This window comes from Paenibacillus sp. FSL L8-0158 (assembly GCF_038592965.1).
In the GTDB taxonomy this organism is placed as follows: Bacteria; Bacillota; Bacilli; order Paenibacillales; family Paenibacillaceae; genus Paenibacillus; species Paenibacillus polymyxa_D.
In genome coordinates this window covers 4,785,770-4,807,991 of sequence record NZ_CP151949.1, presented here as the reverse complement: position 1 = coordinate 4,807,991, position 22,222 = coordinate 4,785,770, and the positions used below count along the sequence as shown (strand labels likewise).

Below are 22,222 nucleotides of genomic sequence, written 5' to 3'. Positions count from 1 at the left end.
GAGGAACAGCACGTGGATATACAAGCTAGAGTTTCAATGAATGTGGACGATTTACGCGCATGGTCAAGCGCTAAGGATGAACCTCGTTGGCTGATTGAACGCCGCGTTCACGCACTCGAACTGGCAGGGACGCTGGAGTTGCCTAAAGTGGAGAAAATCAATCTCGAAAAATGGGATATCTACGAAAGTGGAGATTACAAAGCTGAGAATGCGTGGTCTAGTTTGGAGGAAGCGCCGGAGGTTGTTCGAGGTTTGGTTGCTTCTCCGGTGAAAGGCGGACTAATCGTTCAGTTCAACTCGGATGTAGTGTATACGAAATTGTCCGAGAGCTTAGCCGCTCAGGGAGTCATTTTAACGGATCTGCATACTGCGGCAAAAGAGCATGAGGAGCTGGTTCAACGTTATCTCTTTCAGGCAGTAAAGCCAGAAGAACATCGTTTATCTGCTGCACACAGTGCCTTATGGAGTGGTGGCGTTTTTCTATATGTCCCAGACGGTGTAGAGGTTGAAGCACCTATTCAAGCGATCTTTCTTAACAATACAAGCGGTGTGTGTTTTGCTCCTCACGTCTTAATTGTGGCAGGGAGCAACAGCAAGATCACTTATGTGGATAATTGTGTATCGAGTGGTGATGATGTCAAGGTATTGCATAACGGTGTGACGGAGGTCTTCGCGGGGGCGGGCTCAAAGGTGCAAGTAGCTTCGGTTCATCAGCTTGCTGCAACTACAACAGATTTCACCCAGCGACGGGCGGTCGTTCTTGCTGATGGGGGTGTGGAATGGATTATCGGTGAGATGAACAATGGTTATACCGCCAGCGATACCAAGACTTTGCTACAAGGCAACGGGGCGGTCTCCTACAATAAGGTGATTGCTATTGGCACGGGCAATCAAAAATCGAGCTATACAACTCAAGCTCAGCATTTTGGCAGAAGCTCGGTAAGCCAGATGATTACGCGTGCAGTCATGCTTGAAGAAGCTACGGCCATTATCAACGGCATTACAAAGATTGAAAAAGGTGCAACCCATTGTGATGGTCAGCAAACAGAACGCGTGCTTATGCTAAGTCCTAAAGCTCGCGGCGATGCCAATCCGATCCTGCTGATAGATGAGGATGATGTAACCGCGGGTCATGCTGCATCCGTGGGGCAAGTAAATGCAGAGCAAATCTATTATCTGATGTCGCGCGGGATATCACGGAGTGAAGCCGAACATCTTGTTATTTTCGGATTTCTCGCTCCTGTCATTTCGGAGATCCCGCTGGAAGGTGTTCGCAGTCGCCTAAAAGATTTAGTGGAAAGCAAGCTCGGCAGATCATAGCAAATCAAAATGAATCTTGAAAGGTTAAAAAGGAGTGATACTAATGGCTAAAAAAGCACCAGATATGGGCGAATATAAATATGGGTTTCGCGACAAGCACCAGTCTATTTTTCAATCTGGAAAAGGTCTGACGGAAGAGATTGTCCGGGAAATTTCCCGGATCAAGGAAGAGCCGGAGTGGATGCTCAATTTTCGGTTGAAAGCTTTGAATCAATTCTACAAAATGCCGATGCCTGAATGGGGAGCGGATTTGACCGGGCTAAATCTTGATGACATCCAGTATTACGTTCGCCCTTCTGAAAAACAGGGAAAGACCTGGGAGGAGGTTCCTTCCGAGATCAAAGCAACCTTTGACAAGCTGGGAATCCCTGAAGCGGAGCAAAAGTTCCTGGCGGGCGTATCCGCTCAATATGAGTCGGAAGTAGTTTATCACAGCATGCGGAAAGAACTGGAGGATCAGGGCGTTATTTTCCTTGATACGGATAGTGCATTAAAGCAATACCCCGAAGTGTTTAAGCAACATTTTGGGACGATCATCCCTCCTGCCGACAATAAATTTGCGGCGCTTAATAGTGCGGTTTGGTCAGGCGGTAGCTTTGTATACATTCCGAAGGGTGTTCAGTGCGAGGTTCCTATACAAGGTTATTTCCGTATTAATTCTGAAAATATGGGTCAATTCGAGCGGACATTAATTATTGCCGAAGAGGGCAGCTTTGTCCATTATGTTGAAGGATGTACAGCACCTATTTATAGTACCAGTTCTCTGCATAGTGGAGTTATTGAAATTATTTGCCGGAAAGATTCCCGTGTCCGTTACACGACCATTCAGAATTGGGCTCCTAATATCTACAACTTGGTAACCCAAAGGGCTGTGGCAGAAGAAAATGCCACAATGGAATGGGTGGACGGCAACATCGGCTCCAAGGTAACAATGAAGTATCCGGCAGTATTATTGAAAGGACGGGGAGCCAAGGGGTCCATCCTGTCTATTGCCGTAGCCGGTAAAGATCAGCATCAAGATGCTGGCGCGAAGGTAATTCACCTTGCTCCCGAGACAACATCTACGATTATATCCAAATCCATCAGCAAGCAGGGCGGAAAAGTAAACTACCGAGGGTTGTCCAGCTTCAGCCGCGATTCCGCAGGGTCCAAGTCTAATATTAAGTGCGATACGTTGATATTGGACAACATGTCAACATCAGATACGATTCCCTACAATGAAATTAAAAACGATCAGATTACTTTGGAGCACGAGGCAACAGTATCCAAAGTGTCCGAGGAACAATTGTTTTACTTAATGAGCCGCGGGCTTACAGAACAAGATGCTACACAAATGATTGTAATGGGCTTTATTGAACCGTTTACCAAAGAATTGCCAATGGAATATGCCGTTGAAATGAATCGGTTGATTCAATTTGAGATGGAAGGAAGCATCGGTTGATTCATTAATTTAATAGATCAAACCTTTATCATTCTTTAAAGAAGTGCGAGGTGCTAGTAATGAAGAAAAATAATTCGGACGATTCAGAACTAGCTCAAATTACCCGAGAGATACGAAAACTTCAGTTCTGCTTCAATATGCTGTCAGGATTGAGCGCAAGTTGTGGTGTGATGATACCTTTAGACTCTATTCATACGCTTATAAGGGAACTTTCGGATCAAGAGGTCACTCTTAGGCAAAAAGCAAAGGATCACTCAGACGATCTAGGGTGAAAAAAGGTCTAATTGACGGTTGGTAAAACAATGGGAGGAGTTGACATAATGGATGAAAATGGAGTTTTATTCGATGAAGTATCGGAAGTTCTTCTCAAACTACGTCCTTTCTTACTGCGTGACGGTGGAGATGCTGAACTGGTCGAGGTTGAGAACGGTATAGCAAAATTAAGATTTTTGGGAGCTTGCAATGGTTGCCCAAGTGCTACGATTACGTTAAAGGTTGCTATTGAGCGCGCAATTCTTGAGGAAATTGATGATATTAAAGAAGTTGTACAAGTATTCTAAATTCCTTGATACTGAGCAACTGAGTTAGTCCTGTCGCAGACCATAGCTACGGAAGTTGATCCCGCTGCTCAATACCAAAGTACATCGACAGATTACCTTGCGGGTCGAAATCGACGAGAAACACTTTTTACTTCATAAAACAAGGTATTAGCAAAATTGTATTCGGTATCGAGTGGGAAACCATGGAGGTTCGAGTCCTCTCGCCGGTATTACACAAAAGGATGATAAAATGCTTAAAGGCATTTTATCATCCTTTTTATTATTCATATTCATGATTAAAGGAACAATTCTAATGTGGATTTAGATGAGTTGAGGCGAGAAATTCACTTAGGTTTTTCACAATAGATTGAAATTTGACCAGGTCTTTGGTCTTATAGTAAGATGGTGGTACTGAAAAAACATTTTAAGTTTATTAAGTACAAGAGAAATGAGGACGAATATGCAGGAAAGAATTTTGGAGGCTTTTGTAGATGAAGTTCATGAAAATGGATTGAAATTTACTATGGATGATCTTGCGAAAAGACTCGCTATTAGTAAGCGTACGTTGTATGAAAACTTTTCGTCTAAGACGCTTATTTTAGAAACACTTATTGAGCGTACAAATGATGATATGATTCGAAAAACTGAGCAGATTATCGAAAATAATGAGTTATCTTTGTTAGACAAGATTAAGCAGTCGATTAGGGTCATGCCTCTGTATTATAAGTTTTACGATTTAAGGATATTGGACCAGATGAAAAAGTATTATCCTGAGCAATGGAAAAGGGTACATGCCGATTTAAATGACTGGTCTCCGATTAGAACATTAATTCAGGAAGGTATCCGAGAAGGAATTATTGTGAACAAAAATGAGGCTCTGATCATGAAGCTAATTATTGAATCTGTAAATTTAACGCTTGATCAGCGTTTCTTTCTGGATAACAGTGTGACGGTAGAGGAAGCAACTTATTCTATTGTAGATATATTGTTGTTCGGATTGGTCGAAAAATAAAAAATAGCCTCAACAATATGCTGCATATTTGAAGAGGCCATTTTTTATATGAAAACTAAGAAAACAATTTTAGTTTCAATTGTTTTTGAAAAAGAATAATAAAGTTACCTAATATTAAATAAAGAGATACGGAAAAGGAAGGGTGGAAATATGTCTATACTCACAAGAAATCGGGGAGCAATGCTGTTATTGATGCTTAATATTTTTTTGGCATTCATGGGGATTGGCTTAGTTGTTCCTGTGTTACCTAAGTTTATAAGTGAGTTAGGAATGAATGGTTCCTCGATGGGGCTGATGGTTGCAGCTTTTGCTTTGACACAGCTTTTATTATCACCATTGTCAGGAAAGTTGTCTGATCGTTATGGACGTAAAAAGTTGATTGTTTCCGGGATGTTCATCTTCATGTTATCAGAGCTTGTTTTTGGATTGGCGAGTTCCATTCCTACTCTGTTCATAGCACGAATCATGGGTGGAGCAGGGGCAGCGTTGCTGACTCCCTCTATTATGGCCTATGTCGCTGACGTGACCTCGTTTGAGGAAAGAGGCAAGGGAATGGGCATGATCAATGCAGCGATCAATACAGGCTTTATTATCGGGCCAGGGATTGGTGGATTGCTTGCCACATATGGAATACGTATTCCCTTCTTTGCGGCAGCAGGAGCTGCGGGAATAGCAGCTATCTTGTCTCTGTTAGTGCTGCCTGAGTCTTTGAGCAAGGAAAAGCAACAATATAATAGAGAGCTTCCACGTCAAAAAGAAAATCTTTTGCAGCAATTTGCCAAGTCATATCAATCTCCATATTTCATGGGTTTACTCATTGTGTTTGTCGTTGCTTTTGGGTTAGCGAACTTTGAAACCGTATTTGGGCTGTTTGTTGACCATAAATATGGTTTTACACCAATGGATATTGCCATCATTATAACGACAGGCTCCATTTTGGGAGCAGTTGTCCAAGCGACTATATTTGGATGGATCATTAATCGTTTTGGAGAGAAAAAAGTAATTCATCTCTGTTTGGCTATTGGGGGCCTGTTCATCTTTCTAACCCTATTTGCTGAACAGTACATGATGATTATGCTGACGACCTTCATCATTTTTCTGGCTATGGATATCCTTCGCCCGGCAGTAAGTACTTCTCTATCGCGGCAGGCCGGAGATGAGCAAGGCTTTGTGGCAGGCATGAACTCATCCTATACAAGCTTGGGTAATGTGATTGGACCATTAATTGCAGGACTGTTGTTCGATGTTCATATTAATCTGCCTTATATGGTTGCAGCTATAGCGTTACTGGCTTGTCTCGTCCTTTCACTACGTTCCAAGCAAGCGGGTGAGCAACACTCGATAGCTCGTACAGCAGAACAGCATAGAGGGTGATAGCCGCAGGTCTATACTCATCCTCGACTTAGGTCTAGGTTCAAAAACCGTCTGGGGTCCGTTTTGGCAAACGCTTCTTCAGCGTACAATAAGGACATAAGCAAGACACAGTGAAAGGCGGTGAGAGATGATGAGAGTTAACAAAGGGAATGGGTTAGCTATTGTACTGATTGTGTTGGGTTCGATTCTGCTGCTCGGTAAGTTTACTCCGTTTTTCGGTCACTTTTTAGGACATCTGATTGGTTACTTAATTCCGATAGCTATGGTTATGCTAGGCTACTACGGTGTGAAAAAAGGAAATGCGCTCTTCGGCTGGATCGTACTTGTACTCGGGGTACTGATTTTGCTCGGCAAACTGTCCTGGCTTCTGGGACCGCTACTGGCAATCGGGTTGATCATATTTGGTGTTTCCCTGCTGAGTGACCGCAGAAGACGTTACTGATTTTGGCAGTTTAGCGAATGAAGAAATATTGCAGTAACGAAGTTTTAATTATGGGGATACGAATTGTGAAAGGAGCAGACGCAAATGAGTGTTTTTCGAAGAATGCGCGATATTACGGTAGCGACCTTCAATGAGCATTTGGAACAAAGCCAAGACCCAGTGCAACTGATTGACCAGTTCTTGTATAATACCCGCCAGGAAATTGCCGAAGCGGAAAAACTCCATCAGCAGTATGCGATGCATACAAGACAGATGAAGCAGCAGTTGGATCATGCATTGTCCATGCAGACCAAACGGGAGGAACAGGCGCTACTGGCTTTGAAGGCTGATGAAGAACATATTGCGAAGCTGGCCCTACAGGAGAAAATGCTATATGCAGAAAAAGAAGAGCAGTATAGAGAACTGTGGGAGCAGAGCCGTGAATCACTACGTGAGCTAGAACAACAGCTAGATACGTTAAAGACAGAATATCAAACGGTACACAGCAAGCGTCAGTATTATGCGGCACGTGTACAGACGTTGAGACTCCAGCAGCAAATGAACGAACGGGCTGGTACATACGGTGGACGAAATGTTCCCCGAATGTTCAACCGCTTGGAGGACCGGGTAGCCGATATGGAAGCAGAAACGATGAGTCTGCGTGATTTACGTCGGGGCGAGGGCGACCATTTACAGGATGCCCAAGGCGGTGGATCGCTGCTCGAACAAGAGTGGGCGAGACTGAAAAGCAAGCTGAACAACAGCGGGAAGGAGTAAATTGATAATGACCCGAATTTACAGATCAAGCCGGGATAGAGTAATAACAGGTGTATGTGGCGGTCTTTCTGACGCAACAGGAATGGACTCAACATGGATTCGTATTCTGGTTGTGATCAGTTTCTTTATTACAGCAGGAACCACATTTATGATTTATGTGATTGCGGCACTGGTTATCTCCAAGGAGCCAAGATCTCCTTTCGATGGAGGATTTGGCCCTGACAGCGGACCCTACCATCAACAGGATCCACGCTATTATGGCAGTAACAATACAAGATCGCAGTATGGGCAGGGAACTGGTTACAACCAGGGCGGTGCGTATGGCAATCCGAACCCGTTTTTTGGTCAAGATGCCCGCAACTCATCCAAATTTAACACAGGTCAGAACAATGACTTGGATTCCATGATGGAAGATATCGAGAAAAAGGCAATGAAAAAAGAATTGGCAGAGTTACGCAAAAAAGTAGAGCAATTTGAGAAGGGAGATCGTAAATAATGGGGATCTTTAAAAGAATGAAGGATATGACAAGAGCATCGGTGAATGAAGTGTTGGATAAAGTGGAAGATCCGATTATTATGTTGAATCAATATTTGCGCGATATGGAGGCGGAAATTCACGAGGCTGAGGTAACGGTTGCCAAGCAAATGGCGAATGAACGACGTATGAAACAGCGTTTAGAGGAAGCGGTACGTGTATCCAATGAGCGTGAGAAGCAAGCCGAATCCGCATTGCGAAATGGTCAGGAAGAAGTAGCGCGCAAGCTGTTGGGAGAGAAGATTTATTTTGTGCAAAAGCAGGACGAATACCGCGACTTGCATACACAAGCTGAGCTTCAAGCAAAAGAATTAGTACAACAGCTTCACGACATGAAAGATGAGTTCTATAAAATGCGCAACAAGCGCAATGAGTTAGTATCGCGTGCTCAAATGGCGAAAGCCAAAAAGCAAATGTCTCAAATCAATAGTTTGCATACGATTGAAAGTGGGTCTGCTTCATTGGGCTTCCACCGTATGGAAGAAAAAATCATGCAAATGGAAGCTGAAGCTGACGTACTGCGTGCTCCATACCGTCAAGCTCCAGAAGAAGCATATACTAATCCGGCTGAGGCTGAAAAACAGTTTAAAGTGGATGAGCAGCTTCAACAGCTTAAGTCCAAAATTCAGACAGGTGCTAAACCAGTCGATATGAAGAAGGACTGACTACTCGGAAACAAGACATTATGATATGCTGTATGGAATGGACATTGATCGATGATCGTGCCTAATCCGTATGGTTCGGGAAAGCCATATGGCGGAATGTTGCGCCACTATGGCTTTTCCGTCCTGTATAAACAAAAAGGGGGTGCAGCATGGAGAGAAGAAAATCAGCCTTGGCACTGGCAGGGATTGGCATCGGGATTATCATTTTATTCGGTCAGTGGATTGGGTTCCTCTCCGTGGTTGCACTGATTCTAATGTTGGCCGGAATATATAAGATCCGCAATTCCAAAATCAAAAAGGGTTACACGATGCTCGCGATTGGTGCTGGATTGTTAGTGCTGGATCATTTGTTCCTGTTTGTGGTAGTTACACTAGCATCATTAGCTATATTCTATTCACGTTCAAGGAAGCTGCATAAAGGTCAAAGCTCCATATTCAAGCACAATTTTATATCGAATCATAAATGGGATGAAGTGCCGTGGAGCCTGCGTAGCACAAGCATATGGCATGTGGTTGGGGATGTGGATGCCGATCTGACGTTGGCTCTACCAGAGGAACGTGAGTCCGTCATATTTTTACAAGGGATCTTCGGTGACATTGACATCACGCTACCGGATAATTACGGTGTAGAGGTGGAGATGTTCGTATTGTTCGGACAGATTCAGTTTGACCGGGATCATGAGGCGGGGATGCTCAATCGACTGGTTTGGAAGTCTCCCCATTTTGAGCAGAGTGAATATAAAGTGAAGTTTGTCGTTTCGTACTTGGCGGGCGATGTCCGCATCCGATTTTATTGAATCAGGAGGAGCCGGGATGAATCATAAAAAAACGTCCAACATGGTAACCCGCAGTATGGGTCAAGGTATCCTCCTGTGTGTTGTTGTGGGCGTAGTTGTCTTTTATATGCTGTATACATATGGATATGTGAAGTCGTTTCCAACCTGGGGAATGATATTGAAAGTTGCAGGAGCCGTTATACTGGTGTTGATTGGTACAGGGGCAATGTACGGATTTTATGAGAGCTACCGCTTTAAAAGCAGACTGGAAATGCTGAGAGAGACGTTGCTGATGTGGGAAAAGGGAACCCCTGCACGTGAGTTGCCGCCCCTAGGGCATGATGAACTTGGGAGACTGGGAGAGCAGCTGGAACGGATTGGACGTAAATGGCAGGAACAAGTTACGTCTTTACAACGCTTATCCACGGATAATGCTCAGTTGGCGGAACAGGCACGGATGACTGCGATTGTGGAGGAGCGGCAGAGGCTGGCCAGAGAGTTGCATGATGCCGTATCACAGCAATTATTTGCTATTTCAATGACGGCGACGGCTGTGGGGAGGACGCTGGATAAGGATTTTGATAAAGCGCAGCGTCAAGTTGCACTAATTGAAGAAATGTCTTCTGTGGCACAATCCGAAATGCGGGCGTTACTACTCCATCTACGACCTGTCTATCTGGAAGGGAAACGGCTTGAGCAGGGTTTGCGTGATTTAGTGCAGGAGTTGCAGGCAAAGGTACCGATGGAGATTGATTTTGAGATAGAAAGCGGAGTACAGTTGGTTAAAGGCATTGAGAACCACTTGTTTCGTATTGTTCAGGAAGCGATGTCTAATACATTGCGCCATGCCAAAGCAACCCGCATGGAAATTCGTATCGTGCAACGCCCGGATTCCATCAGGCTGACGATTCGGGATAACGGTATTGGTTTTGAACTGGATGAGAAAAAGCAGACTTCATACGGATTATCTACCATGCAGGAGCGGGTCAGTGAAATTGGGGGAGCGATTCAGTATATAACGGCTCCGGGAAAAGGGACACGGATTGAGGTATCTGTGCCAGTTATTAATGATGAAAGCGGAAGGAACGATGATCATGGAAACGGAATTACCGATTAGCGTACTGCTGGTAGACGACCATGAAATGGTACGGATTGGTCTTGCGGCGGTGCTGGGGACGGAAGAAGGTATTGAAGTGGTCGGCGAGGCCGGAAGCGGAGAAGAAGGCATACGGTTGGCTTCCGAATACAAGCCAAATGTGATTTTGATGGATCTGGTCATGGATGGCATGGATGGCATCGAAACGACACGCCAAGTAACTCGTCTGCTTCCAGAGACAAAGGTGATTGTGCTGACGAGTTATTTGGACGATGAGAAAATGTATCCGGTCATTGAGGCAGGGGCATTCAGCTATTTGCTTAAAACGTCTCGTGCTTCCGAAATAGCGGATGCGATCCGTGCAGCTGCACGTGGACAGTCCGTACTAGAGTCACAGGTGGCCTCTAAGATGATGAATCGATTCCGCCAACCACAGGCTGAAGCGCCCGCGCATACGGAGCTGACTGATCGTGAGATGGAGGTGCTCCGCCTGTTGGCACAAGGGAAGTCTAATCAGGATATCGCAGATGAGCTGATTATCGGGATTAAGACGGTAAAGTTCCATGTCACGAACCTTCTCGCTAAATTAGGAGTGGAAGACCGTACACAGGCGGCGATCTATGCCTATAAGAACGGATTAGCAGAGTAGAATGTAGAATAAACGAATACAAAGAACCGGAGACGATAATAGTTCTCCGGTTTTTTGTGTTCTATAACAAGGTGTTTAGATCAGGAGGAATAAAAAGGCGATTAAGGCCAGATCTAGTGCAATCCCGGCCCCGTATCCATATCCGCCATACCCACCGCGATAGCCTGCTCTGCCATTTCCATAACTACTATAGCCATTTCCAGCAAATCCGCCTGCGTCATAAGGAAAGGATGGACTCAGAGGTGCATTGGGCGGCTTAATTAAGGCATTTAGTTTGGCAGAGGTACGAACTTTGTTTTTAGGATTCCTTTTTTTCTTTTTAGAGGAAATCTTTTTGGGGGGTTGTTTTCCTTTGTTACTGTAGCTCCCGGCATAGAGACTGCCAGGAAAGGAAGGTGGATATCCGTTCAACATCAGCTTGCCTTTGCTACACCCACTTAAGATGCCGATGTGTCGTGTACCATCACGCATAACGGCACAGACCAGACGTCCACCATGAGGTGCCACACTGGCTTCATTTACAGGATAAATCGGAAACATGATTTCACCTCTTTTGGTGTAAGATGCATTGTGATCATAGTCTATTCTTACGGTGCCTACGATGTATGGTCGAATACCCAGTAGGCAGATGAATATTTTAGAAGTTCTTTTGCCGTATTGCTGTGTGTATAAAACCTCTGACAACGGGAATGATATTGATAGATTCATAGATTTCAAACCAGCCGAAAAAGAAAGTATCCAGAGCGTAGGTGTGGGAAGCGGATGGTTGAGGAGCGGGAGGAACGATAATGCTAAAAGCAGAGTTGATTAAAAAAGGGATTATTACGATTTTGGTATTAGGAACGTTGTTGATACTGGCTGGCTGGCGTTACGGAACCCTTCAGACCAACCGATATGATTCCCGTGAGGCAGAAACGGCTTTACGCTCATTGTTAACCATCTCGGATAAGACCCCGGGTACGCTGGATAAGCTGGTTGTGAAGTGGCAAGGCGATTGGATTTCTAAGCATGAAGAGCCGGCAGATATGGCGGCACAGATAGCTGATCAGCTGAATATACCCACAGTAAACAAACTCGTGGAAAATGGACACACAGTTTATCGTTCTGTTCGTAATAGTGAGGATCTAAAAATCCGCTTAAATGTAATGGAACGTCAAACTGGGCAGTGGTATGTAGTCGTTCAACTGGAGAGCAACGATGCAGGACGTGAGCGGTTGATTCAGATTCATAAGCTCTGTGCTGAGCAATTAAAGTCTATGGGGATTCCAGCGCAGTGGAACACGGCCCTTCAGCGTTCGCTGCATACAAAGGAATCCAAAGATCAACTGTTGAAACTAACAGAGGCAAGCTTAACAGGGAACATCTCCATGCAGGCCAAAGAAAGATATACGGATGCGACTACTGTGGCTATATCCTATGAAGCTCCAGAGCTGCCGTTAATGATTCAAAGCGGTGAGCATCAGGTCCAGATGCAGATGGCTGTACATGAAGATAGGGAACAGCAGGATACACGTATAACGCTCGGTTTTCCGCTCATCACGATTGAATACTGACTTATAAGGTAAATTGATGATTCATCGGATAGCTTATCCATGTAGGATATGCTAAAATATCATCAAATCTTTAGTTCCATGTTTTTCGAAAATCAAGTATGATCTTGTATAAATATACACAATACTACATGCGGATTTCGGGGATTGCGGATTGCGGAATCTTGACATGGGAAGAATGAGGTACTACATGGCTGACATACCTGCTAAAGAATCTGTTGTGACGCAAGGCGCAGTTCTGTTTATTTTTGGCGCTACGGGCGATTTGGCTCGTCGCAAGCTTTTTCCTGCTATTTACAGCTTGTACCGCGAAGGCAAGCTTGCTGAGGATTTTGCCGTTATTGGTGTAGCAAGGCGTCCTCGCACAGAGGAAGAATTTCGTAATGATCTGTATGCTTCCATACAGGAGTTTAGTCGCTACAAAGCAGAAAATGATCAAGAATGGCAGGCATTTGCCGAGCATTTTGAATATAAATCGCTGGATATCAACAATGTCGAAGGGTTCCATGAGTTGAGACAGCAGACGGAGTCTATAGAAAGCAAGTTTAACATACCGGGAAATCGGTTGTTTTATTTGGCCTTGGCTCCTGAATTATTCGGAAGCGTGTCTAAGAGCTTGAAAGATGGCGGCATGATGGATGGCAAGGGGTGGAATCGTCTTGTAATTGAGAAGCCATTCGGATATAACCTCGAATCTGCCCAAGAATTGAACGTTGAAATACGAGAAGTATTTGCCGAAGAAGAAATTTATCGGATTGATCACTATCTTGGCAAGGAAATGGTACAAAATATTGAGGTGATCCGCTTCGCGAACGCCTTCTTTGAACCACTGTGGAATAATAAGCATATTGCCAATGTGCAAATTACGCTTAGTGAAACGGTAGGGGTGGAGGAACGCGGAGGTTACTACGATCATTCCGGCGCCTTGCGGGATATGGGACAGAACCATATGCTGCAAATGCTAACGATGATTGCGATGGAACCACCTAGTCGTTTGTTGCCTGAGGATATCCGTGATGAAAAGGTGAAAGTGCTGCGTTCGCTGCGCCCTTTTGAAACGTCTGACGATGTGAAAACCAATGTGGTGCGTGGTCAATACACCGAAGGCAGTTATCGCGGTCAGCAGTTGCCGGGGTATCGCCAAGAAGACAAGGTTGATCCACAGTCAAACACAGAGACTTATTTTGCTTCACGCGTGTTTGTTGATAATTTCCGTTGGGCTGGCGTACCGTTCTATATTCGTACGGGCAAACGTCTCCCTGTAAAAACAACGGAGATTGTTGTGGAATTTAAGAGCATGCCAACGAACGTGTACCTCGGTCAAAAGCATAAGCTGGAACCGAACTTGCTCGTAATTCGGGTCAATCCAATGGAGGGCATTTACATTAAAATCAATGCCAAGAAACCTGGCTCGGAATCAGATATTGAGCCATTGGCTATGGATTTTTGCCAAAGCTGTATGGTGGGTATCAACTCACCGGAGGCTTATGAACGGTTGCTGATGGATGCGATTGAGGGTGATTCGACGTACTTCACGCGTTGGGATGAGGTTGCCACGGCATGGGGATTCGTCGATCGAATCGCCAAAGCATGGCAGCAGACCCCGGATACGCTGGAAACCTATGCTGCAGGCTCATGGGGACCGGAAGGTGCTCACAAGCTATTGGAGCAAGATGGCTTCAAGTGGTGGCCGGTTAGCGGTCAGGATGAAGATAATGTCATCTGGCGAGTAGGCGGCGTTCAGTAATCCCGATTTGTCCTGCATCCCCCTATGTCCTGTTCAGGACGTAAGGGGATGCTTTGCGTTCGGAGTGTGCTATAATAGCTTAGTCTCAGGTTTTCAGTTTGCAACTGATTATAAGTTAAAGGCAGGCTAAAACATGTAAATAGATCGTATTTATAATGAATATGGTAACGGGGTACGCCGAATAATGGAGCTAACGGCAATGAGCCGATAGAGCCGATGAACTTATGAGAACAGGCGTGCATCATGGCCTTTTTATGAATAGCTTGAGGGAATGCAATGGATTTGATCATGAAGGGATATGTGAAATGAGTAAAACAACAGATATACTTCAACAGGAAGTCGACAAACGGCGTACGTTTGCGATTATTTCTCACCCGGATGCGGGTAAAACGACACTGACGGAAAAGCTGCTGCTGTTCGGGGGCGCGATTCGTCTTGCTGGTTCAGTTAAAGCGCGTAAAGCAAGCAAACACGCCACGAGTGACTGGATGGAGATTGAAAAACAGCGGGGGATCTCTGTAACATCCTCAGTGATGCAATTTGATTATAATGGTCACCGCATCAACATTCTGGACACCCCAGGTCACCAGGACTTCAGTGAAGACACGTATCGTACATTAACAGCAGCAGATAGTGCAGTCATGCTGATTGACGTAGCGAAGGGTGTGGAAGCGCAAACGATTAAGCTGTTTCAAGTTTGTGCGAAGCGTGGAATTCCGATTTTCACCTTCATTAACAAACTGGATCGTGAGGGACGCAGTCCTTTTGATTTGATGGAGGAGTTGGAGCAGGTGCTAGGCATCCGTTCGGTGCCTATGAATTGGCCGATTGGTACAGGACGCGAGCTGTGCGGTGTCTATGACCGTGTCAAAAATCAGGTCGAGCTGTTTCAGGGAGATGACCATTCCACGATTAAAGTACAAAAAGTGGAAGATTACAATGATCCGATCATTCGTGAGATGGCGGGCGAATATTTGCATGACCAATTATGCCAAGACTTGGAGTTGCTTGATGTCGCGGGTGACCCTTTTGACATGGAGAAAGTACAGCGCGGAGAATTAACACCGGTATTCTTCGGCAGTGCGATTAATAATTTTGGTGTACAAACATTTTTGGAAAACTTCCTTCAGCTTGCTCCTAAACCGGAGCCACGCCGTAGTACTGCTGGGGAAATTGAGCCAACAAACGAAAAATTTACTGGCTATGTATTTAAAATTCAGGCGAACATGAACCCGGCTCACCGTGACCGTATTGCATTTTTGCGTATTGTCTCCGGTAAGTTTCAACGCGGGATGAGTGTTAAGCATGTACGGATGGGCAAGGAGATTAAGTTGTCTCAGCCACAGCAGTTCCTGGCACAGGACCGTGATATTGTCGAGGAGGCTTTTCCTGGCGATATTATTGGATTGTTTGACCCGGGAATTTTCCGTATTGGTGATTCACTCAGCCAAGGTAGCGAGGTTGTGTTTGATGAATTGCCGACCTTCTCGCCTGAGATTTTTGCCAAGGTAACGGTGAAAAATGCCTTGAAGCACAAACAGTATCTGAAGGGTATTGACCAGTTGACCGAGGAAGGTATGATTCAGGTGTTCCGTACGGTAAGCTTTGACGATACGCTATTGGGTGTCGTCGGCCAACTGCAATTTGAAGTTTTTGAGTACCGCATGAAGGGTGAATATGGAGTTGATGTACAGCTTCAGCGTATGCCATTCCAATTTGCACGTTGGATTGTGGATGAGCAGATTGATCCGAGCAAGTTCCGTATTAACTCTACGCTGGTAAAGGATAAGAAGGGCAATTATGTCGCCTTGTTCGAAAACGAGTATGCCATGCGTACGGCTATGGAGAAAAACCCGACAGCTAAGTTTCTAGAAATGGCTCCATAAGATTGAATAAGCAGAACAGTTTGATCTTAGTCATTTAGTGTATACAACGAATAGTCCACTCGATGTTAATGCGAGTGGACTATTCTCTTTTTCGAATACGGGTAAAATAATGAGCACAATTAAATTGGAACAAAAAGTTAAATAGCTAGAGTTAGGTTAAGGGCACGGGTTTGATTTTATCGATTTGTTCATGTGCCAAGTGGATGAAATCGTGCTGTTGGTTTGGGCTCATATGCTTCCAAGCGATTTCAAGAATGACACCCAATCCAGGCAAAGCGGCCTCAGGTCCGTCCACTGACCCAATAATCATATCCGTAAGATCAGCTTCTGATTTGCCGTGTACTTTGTGAACAATTGCTTGTCGTAAATCCATTGTAATGGGCATGTGTACCTCCCGTATGTTGTAGTAGTGATCGAATGTATTATGGCTTGGGCTGTTGTCCAGTATACATGGAGAAGCATTTGGCATAAGTATGTCAAAATTTATGTTTGTAGCATGATATGCTATACTATGACGGACAGTATGGTGATCGGGAGGTAAAGAAGGAATGGCAAAAAAACAGTATGCGGTCATTGGCATGGGACGTTTTGGTTCCAGTGTTGCCAGTGCGCTGAGTGAGATGGGTTTTGATGTGCTGGCTATTGACTCGGACGAGCAGCGTACACAGGAAATGTCGAATATTGTGACGCATGCGGTGTCTGCCGACTCGACGGATGAGGAAGCGCTGCGAGCGCTGGGTATCCGAAATTTTGACGTAATCGTAGTTGCGATTGGCGAAGATATACAGGCCAGTATTCTGACGACATTGATTCTCAAGGACATGGGCGTACCAGCTCTTGTGGTCAAGGCACAAAATGAGTTGCATGGAAAAGTGTTGCAAAAGATAGGTGCAGATAAAGTCGTTTATCCTGAACGGGATATGGGGCTACGGGTAGCCCATCATTTGACATCCCCCAACATTTTGGATTATATCGAGCTGTCCAAGGATTACAGTATCTTGGAGATGAGAGCCGCCGATTCCATGATTGGAAAAAACCTGAAGGAGTTAGACATACGTGCACGCTTCGGCTGCAATGTGATGGCGATTCGCAGAAATCAGGAAATGAACATTTCACCTTATGCCGAAGATCGTCTGGAACCAGGTGATGTACTGGTCATTGTGGGCCACAAGGATGATCTGACCAAGCTGGAGCTGGCATTTGCAGCCTAATGAAGGCTTGATGTTCAATTACAAGTGAAACATCATTTATTTTTATTGAAACGGACAAAGAAACGGAAGGTTAAACGAATGGAAATCATTTCACCGAATAATGCGCGTGTAAAAGAGTGGGCGCAACTGCTGGAGAAAAAGCATCGCACACGGCAGCATAAATATATAGTCGAGGGTATTCATCTGGTGCAGGAAGCGCTGCGTTCGGACGCGGCTGTCGAAACCATCGCCTATGATTTGGACAAGGGCATTCCCGCCGAGCTGAATGGCCTGAACCCCGCCGACCAGCCGATGGAATGGGTTCCCGTGTCAGCGGCGGTCATTGCAAAATGCACCGATACGAAGACGCCGCAGTCGGTCTTTGCCATCGTGCGTAAGGAGGAGCGCAGCGCATTCCCGGCATTGCTGGAGCAGCCGGATGCACTGGTAATGGTGCTGGACGGGGTGCAGGACCCCGGCAATGTAGGCACCATCATCCGCAGCGCGGACGCTGCTGGAGCCGCAGGCGTAATATTGGGTCATGGCTGCGCCGACCTGTACAATCCCAAAACGATCCGCTCCACGATGGGATCGTTGTTTCACCTGCCGGTGATTGAGGGCAGTCTGGAGGAGCTTTTGCCACAGGCCAAAAGTAAAGGTGCCCGCTTGCTCAGCACCTCGTTGGATGCGAGCTTGTCATGCTATACCATAGATTTGCGTGCTTCCACTTGGCTTGTGATCGGAAACGAAGGTCAAGGTATTTCTGCTGCTACCGCGCGCATAGTGGATGAGTCGGTATTCATTCCGATGCAGGGGCAAGCGGAATCACTGAACGCAGCGATGGCCTCTACGGTGCTATTATTTGAGGCGATGAGACAACGAAACTAAGAGAGTGAACACGGGGCTGTGTGGTTTATATTATCAATTGAGACTGATTATATTATCAATTGAGACAACTTATAACATCAAAGTGAGACAATATAAGTGCCCGTAAAGCCAGTAAAGACGGGGGAAGTTTTCTAATAACAAACCAAGTACTTGTTGTTTACTGATCTAAGATTTGTTGTTTTTATAGTAAAAAAAGTAGTGGAATTTCTATAAGTTGTTGTAAGATAAACACTCTCCAATGAACTGTCTGCCATGGACTTTTTGAAGGGACCCCATACTGTTTGGGGATCGTTTACAGGACAATCGATGGAAGTTGAAGCGGCGGTTCGATTTAGTGTACTGACCGATGTAGGACCTATGATCGAAGTTTTCCCGTGGAACAAGCTAGTGAATCATACGAGAAAATGATGTCAGCTAAGACACGATTCCGTGCCGTATTGAGTATGACTAAATGATAACTCATTCCCAACTTTATGGACCTTAAGCCTGTATTGGCTTTGAGGTCCTTTATTTTGCGAAAACGATAGGTTCGTACGTTGGATGATATATTTGAGCTTATTATCAACGGGAAAACTAGCTACCTGGCTGCTGTAGGTAATAAAAATGAGATGGCCAGAAAAACAATTAGTCTGTTAAGTAACGAACAGAAATACCTAGAAATGAGAAACGCTTATGTAAACAAAGCTCATTTAAATTTTAGTTCAGATCAAATCACAAGTCACAATGAAGGGATATATAACCGTGTGCTTGAAACTAACAGAGGTGCTTCACCAGGAGAGAACCTTCAGAGAAATGTGATTCACTCTTGACAGAAGGAGAGTATAGATTTATAATTCAACTAATCAATTGAATAATTGTTAATGATAAATTATATTTAGTGGGGGGATCTCCAGTGGGAGCAACTGCATTGACAAAAAATACGTTTTCAAATCAAATCCAGTCTGGCGTGACCTTGGTAGACTTTTGGGCTCCATGGTGTGGACCTTGTAAAATTCAGCTTCCTATTGTGGAAGAATTAGCTGATGAGCTGAAAGGACAGGCAACGTTGGCAAAAGTTAATGTCGACGAGGAAACCGAATTAGCTTCACAATTTGGTATTCGAAGTATTCCAACTTTGTTGCTTTTTAAAGATGGTAAGCTCGTTGATACTATGGTTGGTGTAAATCAAAAAAATGTCCTTAAAGACAAAATTCTTAAATTGGTTAATTGATGTGAAAATTGACAACATTATAATGAAATAATGTTGTCGATTCTTTTTTTGTTCTGAGAGCGCTTCCTGCAACGTAGCGGATGCAGTTTGAGAGTGACTCAATATCATCATATAGAGAAGATAATCTTTTAACATATGTGACTCCCTGATGAAACATGGATGAAGGAGAGAAACAATGAGAAACCAAGTTAAAAAATGCTCCGGTGATAAACATTGGAACTCGGAAAATTCGATCTTGGACCTACATGGTCTGGCCACACTATGAGAAAATTATTACTCAACTCACAAAAGAACTGGGTTTGGAGACATTTAATCAATTTAACAAATAACAAAGGACGAATGCTCTTAGAACGTTCCCAACATGAAACACCACAACAACATCTTTTGCCACATGAGGCAATGGAGCCCTCACTAAGATTTGTTAGTGGAGTACAGTCTATGATTGAGGCGATAAGTGCTACTTTGCCATAAGGAGCAATCCAGCTTAACACACGTGTAACTTCGATTCATCAAGAAGAAGACGGTACAATCTGCTTAGAAGCCAATGGAAAACAATTTTAGACAACTGTAGTTACTATTGCTATTCAACCACGGCTAGCTGAAAAGAATATTAAATTTGAGCCAAAGCTTCCTTATGATCTGCAGTCATATTTAGTTGGTAAACCAACATGGATGGCCGGTCAAGCTAAAGTTATTGCCATTTACGACGACCATTTTGACGTGAAGTTGGACTCTCCAGTTTTACATCAAGTTGGGTGGGACCTCTACAAGAAATTCACGATGCTTCACCAGGGACAGGTGCCCTTTTTGGATTTTTGGTTTACCAGTAAAGGAGCGGCAGACTTTGGGAGAAGATAAACTCATGTAACTTGTGTTGGAACAATAGGAGGGCATATTTTTTACGGGCACTGAGACGGCTGATCAAATCGTAGCCAGATTTCTAGAACGATACACACAATAATGAGAAAAAAACTTCTACTTTTGTAAATATTTTTTGTCTGGAAAAAGGATTTAAACAATGAATATGAAATGGTCATTTTAAGAGAGGAGAAATTTGAGCGTGCGTTCAGTGGACTTAACCTCAATACAAGAAATAGAAACCTTCATCGGAAGTAATCCTTTGAGTATGTTATACGTATCTCAAGATGATTGTAATGTATGCTATGCCATTTACCCTAAGCTCAAAACAATGCTTAATCTATACCCTAAATTGGCACTTGCTCATGTTGATGCTAGTCAAGTGGAGGAGATCACAGGAAGGTTTTTAATTTTTTCTGTGCCGACGATCTTGGTTTTTCTTGATGGGAGAGAATATCTACGCGAAGGTCGTTTTGTTCAATTTGAACAATTGAAAAAACAATTACAGTTATTGTCGGATGAAGTTTAAATCTTCGATTAAAAACAAAAGGCACACCTTCAGTATTATGTCCTTTCTTAGGCTTTTTATTGAAATAAGTATATCCAAGCTGTATATTTTAGACAATATGTGTCTCAAATAACTCGAAGTTCCATATACAAAAATAAATTCGGAACTTTTATTTATTCATGGGGACTAGGCTAACGGGCAGGTTAGTTTAAAAACCTTCTTAATATACTCTTTTTAAGGGTGGATCTTTTTCTGATGGGTTCGTTTCTCAGAAATACAAGTTTCTTTGACGTTCTTGTTTACAAGGTTTTCTCGATTACAATGGATAATTTGTAGTTAGCGTAGTTGTTTAACTCTAATAAAAATTGGTTTAACGCTTCATTACTTGGAAACCTACATTCAAGCAGATAGCATCCATCACCGCTTATTTTGTAATTATTTAGGATGTGATCCTCTTTAGAATGAATGAATGAAAGAAATGGTTGATGGTGTGTATCTTTAATATAGATATTTAGAAATGCATACGTAAAACATCCTAATTTTGCGTGATTAACTTTAATGCTGTATCCCTCTATAACTCCAGTATCCTCAAGTTTTTCTACCCGGGCTGCTGCTGCAGGTCCAGTTAGGTGCACTCTTTCCCCTAATTCTTTCATGGTAATTCGACTATTTTGACTCAGCTCTTCAATAATTCGTTTATCTGTTTGATCCAAATCAAACGCATCTCCTTTAAAAAATAAAGTAAAAAGACCAATACACTTTATTTAATCTGTGTATTTGAAGGTTACATCTAGTATAAACTTATCATTATCAACAAACAAAATAAAAAAACAGAAGGAGAATTATATATAAATATGCACATTCAACAAGTTCGAAATGCAACAATCATTGTTCACTATGCAGGTAAAAAGTTCCTAGTCGATCCATTACTTGCGTACAAAGGTCTGTATGGTCCATTCCCGGCGGGGATCAGAGAGGATTTGAGAAATCCTATAATTGATTTGCCAATGTCCGTTTACGACATCATTAAGGATGTCGATGCTGTTATTCTGACTCATTTGCATCTAGATCACTACGATGATATAGCAAAAGCAGTGCTTCCAAAAGGCACTAAAGTTTTTGTACAAAACGAAGAAGATGCTAAACAAGTTGAAAGTGACGGTTTTCAACAAGTAGAAGTCCTTGCTGAAGATACGCTTTTTGAAGGTATTCAGTTAATTAAAACAAAAGGCGAGCACGGCAGAGGGAAAGATTTATTAAAAATGATGGGTCAGGTATGTGGTGTTGTCTTCAAACATGCCAACGAGAAGACGTTATACTTAGCCGGAGATACAGTATGGTATGACGGTGTCGAAAAAGAAATCATTTCCCACACTCCTGAGATTATCGTGTTGAACGCTGGAAATAATAGTTGGCATGATTTGGGCTCACTTATAATGGGCAAAGAAGATGTTTACGAGGTGCATAAGGCGGCTCCTAACGCCAAAATTATCTCAGTCCATATGGAAGCAGTTAATCATTGGATATTATCTAGAAAAGAACTAAAAAGCTTTGGAGAAGAAAAGGGATTCACCTCTAATTTATTAGTTCCCGAAGACGGCGAATCGTACACTTTTTAATGTGCACTGCGAGAGGTTGGAATATGAGTCGCATTGGAGATTGTGTTGTTCAAATAAAATGAGACCTTCATATGGGTCTCATTTTATTATGAATTTTTATAACAAATTATTTATTCCTTTAATGCAGAATATTAGCTCACTTGCATATCAGGTATTTACCA

Annotated in this window: 22 protein-coding genes and 1 pseudogene; 20 read left to right on the top strand and 3 right to left on the bottom strand. The window is 43.6% G+C overall.

The window, feature by feature from the left end:
- Window positions 1–36: 36 nt before the first annotated feature.
- The 12 genes from sufD to NSQ68_RS21220 all read left to right on the top strand — a co-directional run bounded on the left by sufD (window position 37) and on the right by NSQ68_RS21220 (window position 10,605).
- Window positions 37–1,320, top strand: coding sequence for a Fe-S cluster assembly protein SufD (gene sufD, locus NSQ68_RS21275; RefSeq protein WP_342429149.1), 1,284 nt, complete (start codon window positions 37–39; stop codon window positions 1,318–1,320).
- A 43-nt stretch (window positions 1,321–1,363) separates the two neighbouring features.
- Window positions 1,364–2,761, top strand: a complete 1,398-nt coding sequence (gene sufB / locus NSQ68_RS21270) for a Fe-S cluster assembly protein SufB (protein ID WP_023990245.1) — start codon at window positions 1,364–1,366, stop codon at window positions 2,759–2,761.
- A gap of 320 nt (window positions 2,762–3,081) precedes the next feature.
- Window positions 3,082–3,321 (top strand): NifU family protein, encoded by a 240-nt coding sequence (locus tag NSQ68_RS21265; protein ID WP_013373004.1) that lies wholly within the window; start codon window positions 3,082–3,084, stop codon window positions 3,319–3,321.
- Window positions 3,322–3,760: 439 nt separating this feature from the next.
- Window positions 3,761–4,312 carry a TetR/AcrR family transcriptional regulator gene (locus NSQ68_RS21260; protein WP_039272741.1) on the top strand — a complete coding sequence of 184 codons (552 nt, stop codon included), beginning with the start codon at window positions 3,761–3,763 and terminating at the stop codon, window positions 4,310–4,312.
- A gap of 150 nt (window positions 4,313–4,462) precedes the next feature.
- Window positions 4,463–5,686: an MFS transporter gene (locus NSQ68_RS21255; protein ID WP_342427121.1), complete on the top strand. Its 1,224-nt coding sequence runs from the start codon at window positions 4,463–4,465 to the stop codon at window positions 5,684–5,686.
- A 130-nt stretch (window positions 5,687–5,816) separates the two neighbouring features.
- Window positions 5,817–6,128, top strand: coding sequence for a hypothetical protein (locus NSQ68_RS21250; RefSeq protein ID WP_307353469.1), 312 nt, complete (start codon window positions 5,817–5,819; stop codon window positions 6,126–6,128).
- Window positions 6,129–6,212: 84 nt separating this feature from the next.
- A complete protein-coding gene (locus NSQ68_RS21245; RefSeq protein ID WP_307353073.1) occupies window positions 6,213–6,884 on the top strand; it encodes a PspA/IM30 family protein in 672 nt (223 codons plus the stop codon).
- Window positions 6,885–6,891: 7 nt separating this feature from the next.
- Window positions 6,892–7,380, top strand: coding sequence for a PspC domain-containing protein (locus NSQ68_RS21240; protein WP_307353075.1), 489 nt, complete (start codon window positions 6,892–6,894; stop codon window positions 7,378–7,380).
- On the top strand, window positions 7,380–8,084 hold the full coding sequence (locus NSQ68_RS21235) for a PspA/IM30 family protein (protein ID WP_342427120.1): 705 nt from the start codon (window positions 7,380–7,382) through the stop codon (window positions 8,082–8,084). Before NSQ68_RS21240 ends, NSQ68_RS21235 begins: the two co-directional genes overlap by 1 nt.
- A 149-nt stretch (window positions 8,085–8,233) precedes the next feature.
- The gene (gene liaF / locus NSQ68_RS21230; protein ID WP_307353078.1) at window positions 8,234–8,881 is read left to right on the top strand and encodes a cell wall-active antibiotics response protein LiaF; all 648 of its coding nucleotides are present in this window, start codon (window positions 8,234–8,236) and stop codon (window positions 8,879–8,881) included.
- Between the two features lie 16 nt (window positions 8,882–8,897).
- Complete coding sequence (locus NSQ68_RS21225; RefSeq protein ID WP_165148441.1) at window positions 8,898–9,977, top strand: sensor histidine kinase; 1,080 nt, start codon at window positions 8,898–8,900, stop codon at window positions 9,975–9,977.
- Window positions 9,955–10,605: a response regulator transcription factor gene (locus NSQ68_RS21220; RefSeq protein ID WP_013372995.1), complete on the top strand. Its 651-nt coding sequence runs from the start codon at window positions 9,955–9,957 to the stop codon at window positions 10,603–10,605. Before NSQ68_RS21225 ends, NSQ68_RS21220 begins: the two co-directional genes overlap by 23 nt.
- A gap of 75 nt (window positions 10,606–10,680) precedes the next feature.
- Here the strand turns inward: NSQ68_RS21220 and NSQ68_RS21215 are convergent, their stop codons facing one another.
- Complete coding sequence (locus NSQ68_RS21215) at window positions 10,681–11,145, bottom strand: hypothetical protein (RefSeq protein WP_342427119.1); 465 nt, start codon at window positions 11,143–11,145, stop codon at window positions 10,681–10,683.
- 248 nt (window positions 11,146–11,393) lie between these two features.
- Here NSQ68_RS21215 and NSQ68_RS21210 point away from each other — a divergent pair, with 248 nt between their 5' ends.
- The 3 genes from NSQ68_RS21210 to NSQ68_RS21200 all read left to right on the top strand — a co-directional run bounded on the left by NSQ68_RS21210 (window position 11,394) and on the right by NSQ68_RS21200 (window position 15,788).
- Window positions 11,394–12,158 carry a YwmB family TATA-box binding protein gene (locus tag NSQ68_RS21210; RefSeq protein WP_342427118.1) on the top strand — a complete coding sequence of 255 codons (765 nt, stop codon included), beginning with the start codon at window positions 11,394–11,396 and terminating at the stop codon, window positions 12,156–12,158.
- Between the two features lie 187 nt (window positions 12,159–12,345).
- A complete protein-coding gene (zwf, locus tag NSQ68_RS21205) occupies window positions 12,346–13,902 on the top strand; it encodes a glucose-6-phosphate dehydrogenase (protein WP_342427117.1) in 1,557 nt (518 codons plus the stop codon).
- Between the two features lie 305 nt (window positions 13,903–14,207).
- A complete protein-coding gene (locus NSQ68_RS21200) occupies window positions 14,208–15,788 on the top strand; it encodes a peptide chain release factor 3 (RefSeq protein ID WP_029518174.1) in 1,581 nt (526 codons plus the stop codon).
- A gap of 151 nt (window positions 15,789–15,939) precedes the next feature.
- On the opposite strand, the gene NSQ68_RS21195 is transcribed toward NSQ68_RS21200, so the two are convergent.
- Window positions 15,940–16,173, bottom strand: coding sequence for a small acid-soluble spore protein SspI (locus tag NSQ68_RS21195; RefSeq protein ID WP_342427116.1), 234 nt, complete (start codon window positions 16,171–16,173; stop codon window positions 15,940–15,942).
- Between the two features lie 160 nt (window positions 16,174–16,333).
- Here NSQ68_RS21195 and NSQ68_RS21190 point away from each other — a divergent pair.
- From NSQ68_RS21190 to NSQ68_RS21175, 4 genes and pseudogenes are all read left to right on the top strand, one after another.
- A pseudogene (locus NSQ68_RS21190) lies at window positions 16,334–16,999 on the top strand (TrkA family potassium uptake protein); the annotation flags it as partial.
- Between the two features lie 78 nt (window positions 17,000–17,077).
- On the top strand, window positions 17,078–17,866 hold the full coding sequence (locus NSQ68_RS21185; RefSeq protein ID WP_342427115.1) for an RNA methyltransferase: 789 nt from the start codon (window positions 17,078–17,080) through the stop codon (window positions 17,864–17,866).
- 892 nt (window positions 17,867–18,758) lie between these two features.
- Complete coding sequence (trxA, locus tag NSQ68_RS21180) at window positions 18,759–19,076, top strand: thioredoxin (RefSeq protein ID WP_061829892.1); 318 nt, start codon at window positions 18,759–18,761, stop codon at window positions 19,074–19,076.
- 1,060 nt (window positions 19,077–20,136) lie between these two features.
- On the top strand, window positions 20,137–20,463 hold the full coding sequence (locus NSQ68_RS21175; RefSeq protein WP_342427114.1) for a thioredoxin family protein: 327 nt from the start codon (window positions 20,137–20,139) through the stop codon (window positions 20,461–20,463).
- 278 nt (window positions 20,464–20,741) lie between these two features.
- Here the strand turns inward: NSQ68_RS21175 and NSQ68_RS21170 are convergent, their stop codons facing one another.
- A complete protein-coding gene (locus tag NSQ68_RS21170; RefSeq protein ID WP_081112447.1) occupies window positions 20,742–21,155 on the bottom strand; it encodes an Lrp/AsnC family transcriptional regulator in 414 nt (137 codons plus the stop codon).
- A gap of 141 nt (window positions 21,156–21,296) precedes the next feature.
- Here NSQ68_RS21170 and NSQ68_RS21165 point away from each other — a divergent pair, with 141 nt between their 5' ends.
- Window positions 21,297–22,061, top strand: coding sequence for an MBL fold metallo-hydrolase (locus NSQ68_RS21165; protein WP_342427113.1), 765 nt, complete (start codon window positions 21,297–21,299; stop codon window positions 22,059–22,061).
- The last annotated feature ends 161 nt before the right edge of the window (window positions 22,062–22,222 follow it).

Bases quoted from the DNA above. Each gene is read 5' to 3' on its own strand.
- sufD (WP_342429149.1), top strand. From the start codon at position 37: ATGAATGTGGACGATTTACGCGCATGGTCAAGCGCTAAGGATGAACCT.
- sufB (WP_023990245.1), top strand. From the start codon at position 1,364: ATGGCTAAAAAAGCACCAGATATGGGCGAATATAAATATGGGTTTCGC.
- NSQ68_RS21265 (WP_013373004.1), top strand. From the start codon at position 3,082: ATGGATGAAAATGGAGTTTTATTCGATGAAGTATCGGAAGTTCTTCTC.
- NSQ68_RS21260 (WP_039272741.1), top strand. From the start codon at position 3,761: ATGCAGGAAAGAATTTTGGAGGCTTTTGTAGATGAAGTTCATGAAAAT.
- NSQ68_RS21255 (WP_342427121.1), top strand. From the start codon at position 4,463: ATGTCTATACTCACAAGAAATCGGGGAGCAATGCTGTTATTGATGCTT.
- NSQ68_RS21250 (WP_307353469.1), top strand. From the start codon at position 5,817: ATGAGAGTTAACAAAGGGAATGGGTTAGCTATTGTACTGATTGTGTTG.
- NSQ68_RS21245 (WP_307353073.1), top strand. From the start codon at position 6,213: ATGAGTGTTTTTCGAAGAATGCGCGATATTACGGTAGCGACCTTCAAT.
- NSQ68_RS21240 (WP_307353075.1), top strand. From the start codon at position 6,892: ATGACCCGAATTTACAGATCAAGCCGGGATAGAGTAATAACAGGTGTA.
- NSQ68_RS21235 (WP_342427120.1), top strand. From the start codon at position 7,380: ATGGGGATCTTTAAAAGAATGAAGGATATGACAAGAGCATCGGTGAAT.
- liaF (WP_307353078.1), top strand. From the start codon at position 8,234: ATGGAGAGAAGAAAATCAGCCTTGGCACTGGCAGGGATTGGCATCGGG.
- NSQ68_RS21225 (WP_165148441.1), top strand. From the start codon at position 8,898: ATGAATCATAAAAAAACGTCCAACATGGTAACCCGCAGTATGGGTCAA.
- NSQ68_RS21220 (WP_013372995.1), top strand. From the start codon at position 9,955: ATGGAAACGGAATTACCGATTAGCGTACTGCTGGTAGACGACCATGAA.
- NSQ68_RS21215 (WP_342427119.1), bottom strand. From the start codon at position 11,145: ATGTTTCCGATTTATCCTGTAAATGAAGCCAGTGTGGCACCTCATGGT.
- NSQ68_RS21210 (WP_342427118.1), top strand. From the start codon at position 11,394: ATGCTAAAAGCAGAGTTGATTAAAAAAGGGATTATTACGATTTTGGTA.
- zwf (WP_342427117.1), top strand. From the start codon at position 12,346: ATGGCTGACATACCTGCTAAAGAATCTGTTGTGACGCAAGGCGCAGTT.
- NSQ68_RS21200 (WP_029518174.1), top strand. From the start codon at position 14,208: ATGAGTAAAACAACAGATATACTTCAACAGGAAGTCGACAAACGGCGT.
- NSQ68_RS21195 (WP_342427116.1), bottom strand. From the start codon at position 16,173: ATGCCCATTACAATGGATTTACGACAAGCAATTGTTCACAAAGTACAC.
- NSQ68_RS21185 (WP_342427115.1), top strand. From the start codon at position 17,078: ATGGAAATCATTTCACCGAATAATGCGCGTGTAAAAGAGTGGGCGCAA.
- NSQ68_RS21165 (WP_342427113.1), top strand. From the start codon at position 21,297: ATGCACATTCAACAAGTTCGAAATGCAACAATCATTGTTCACTATGCA.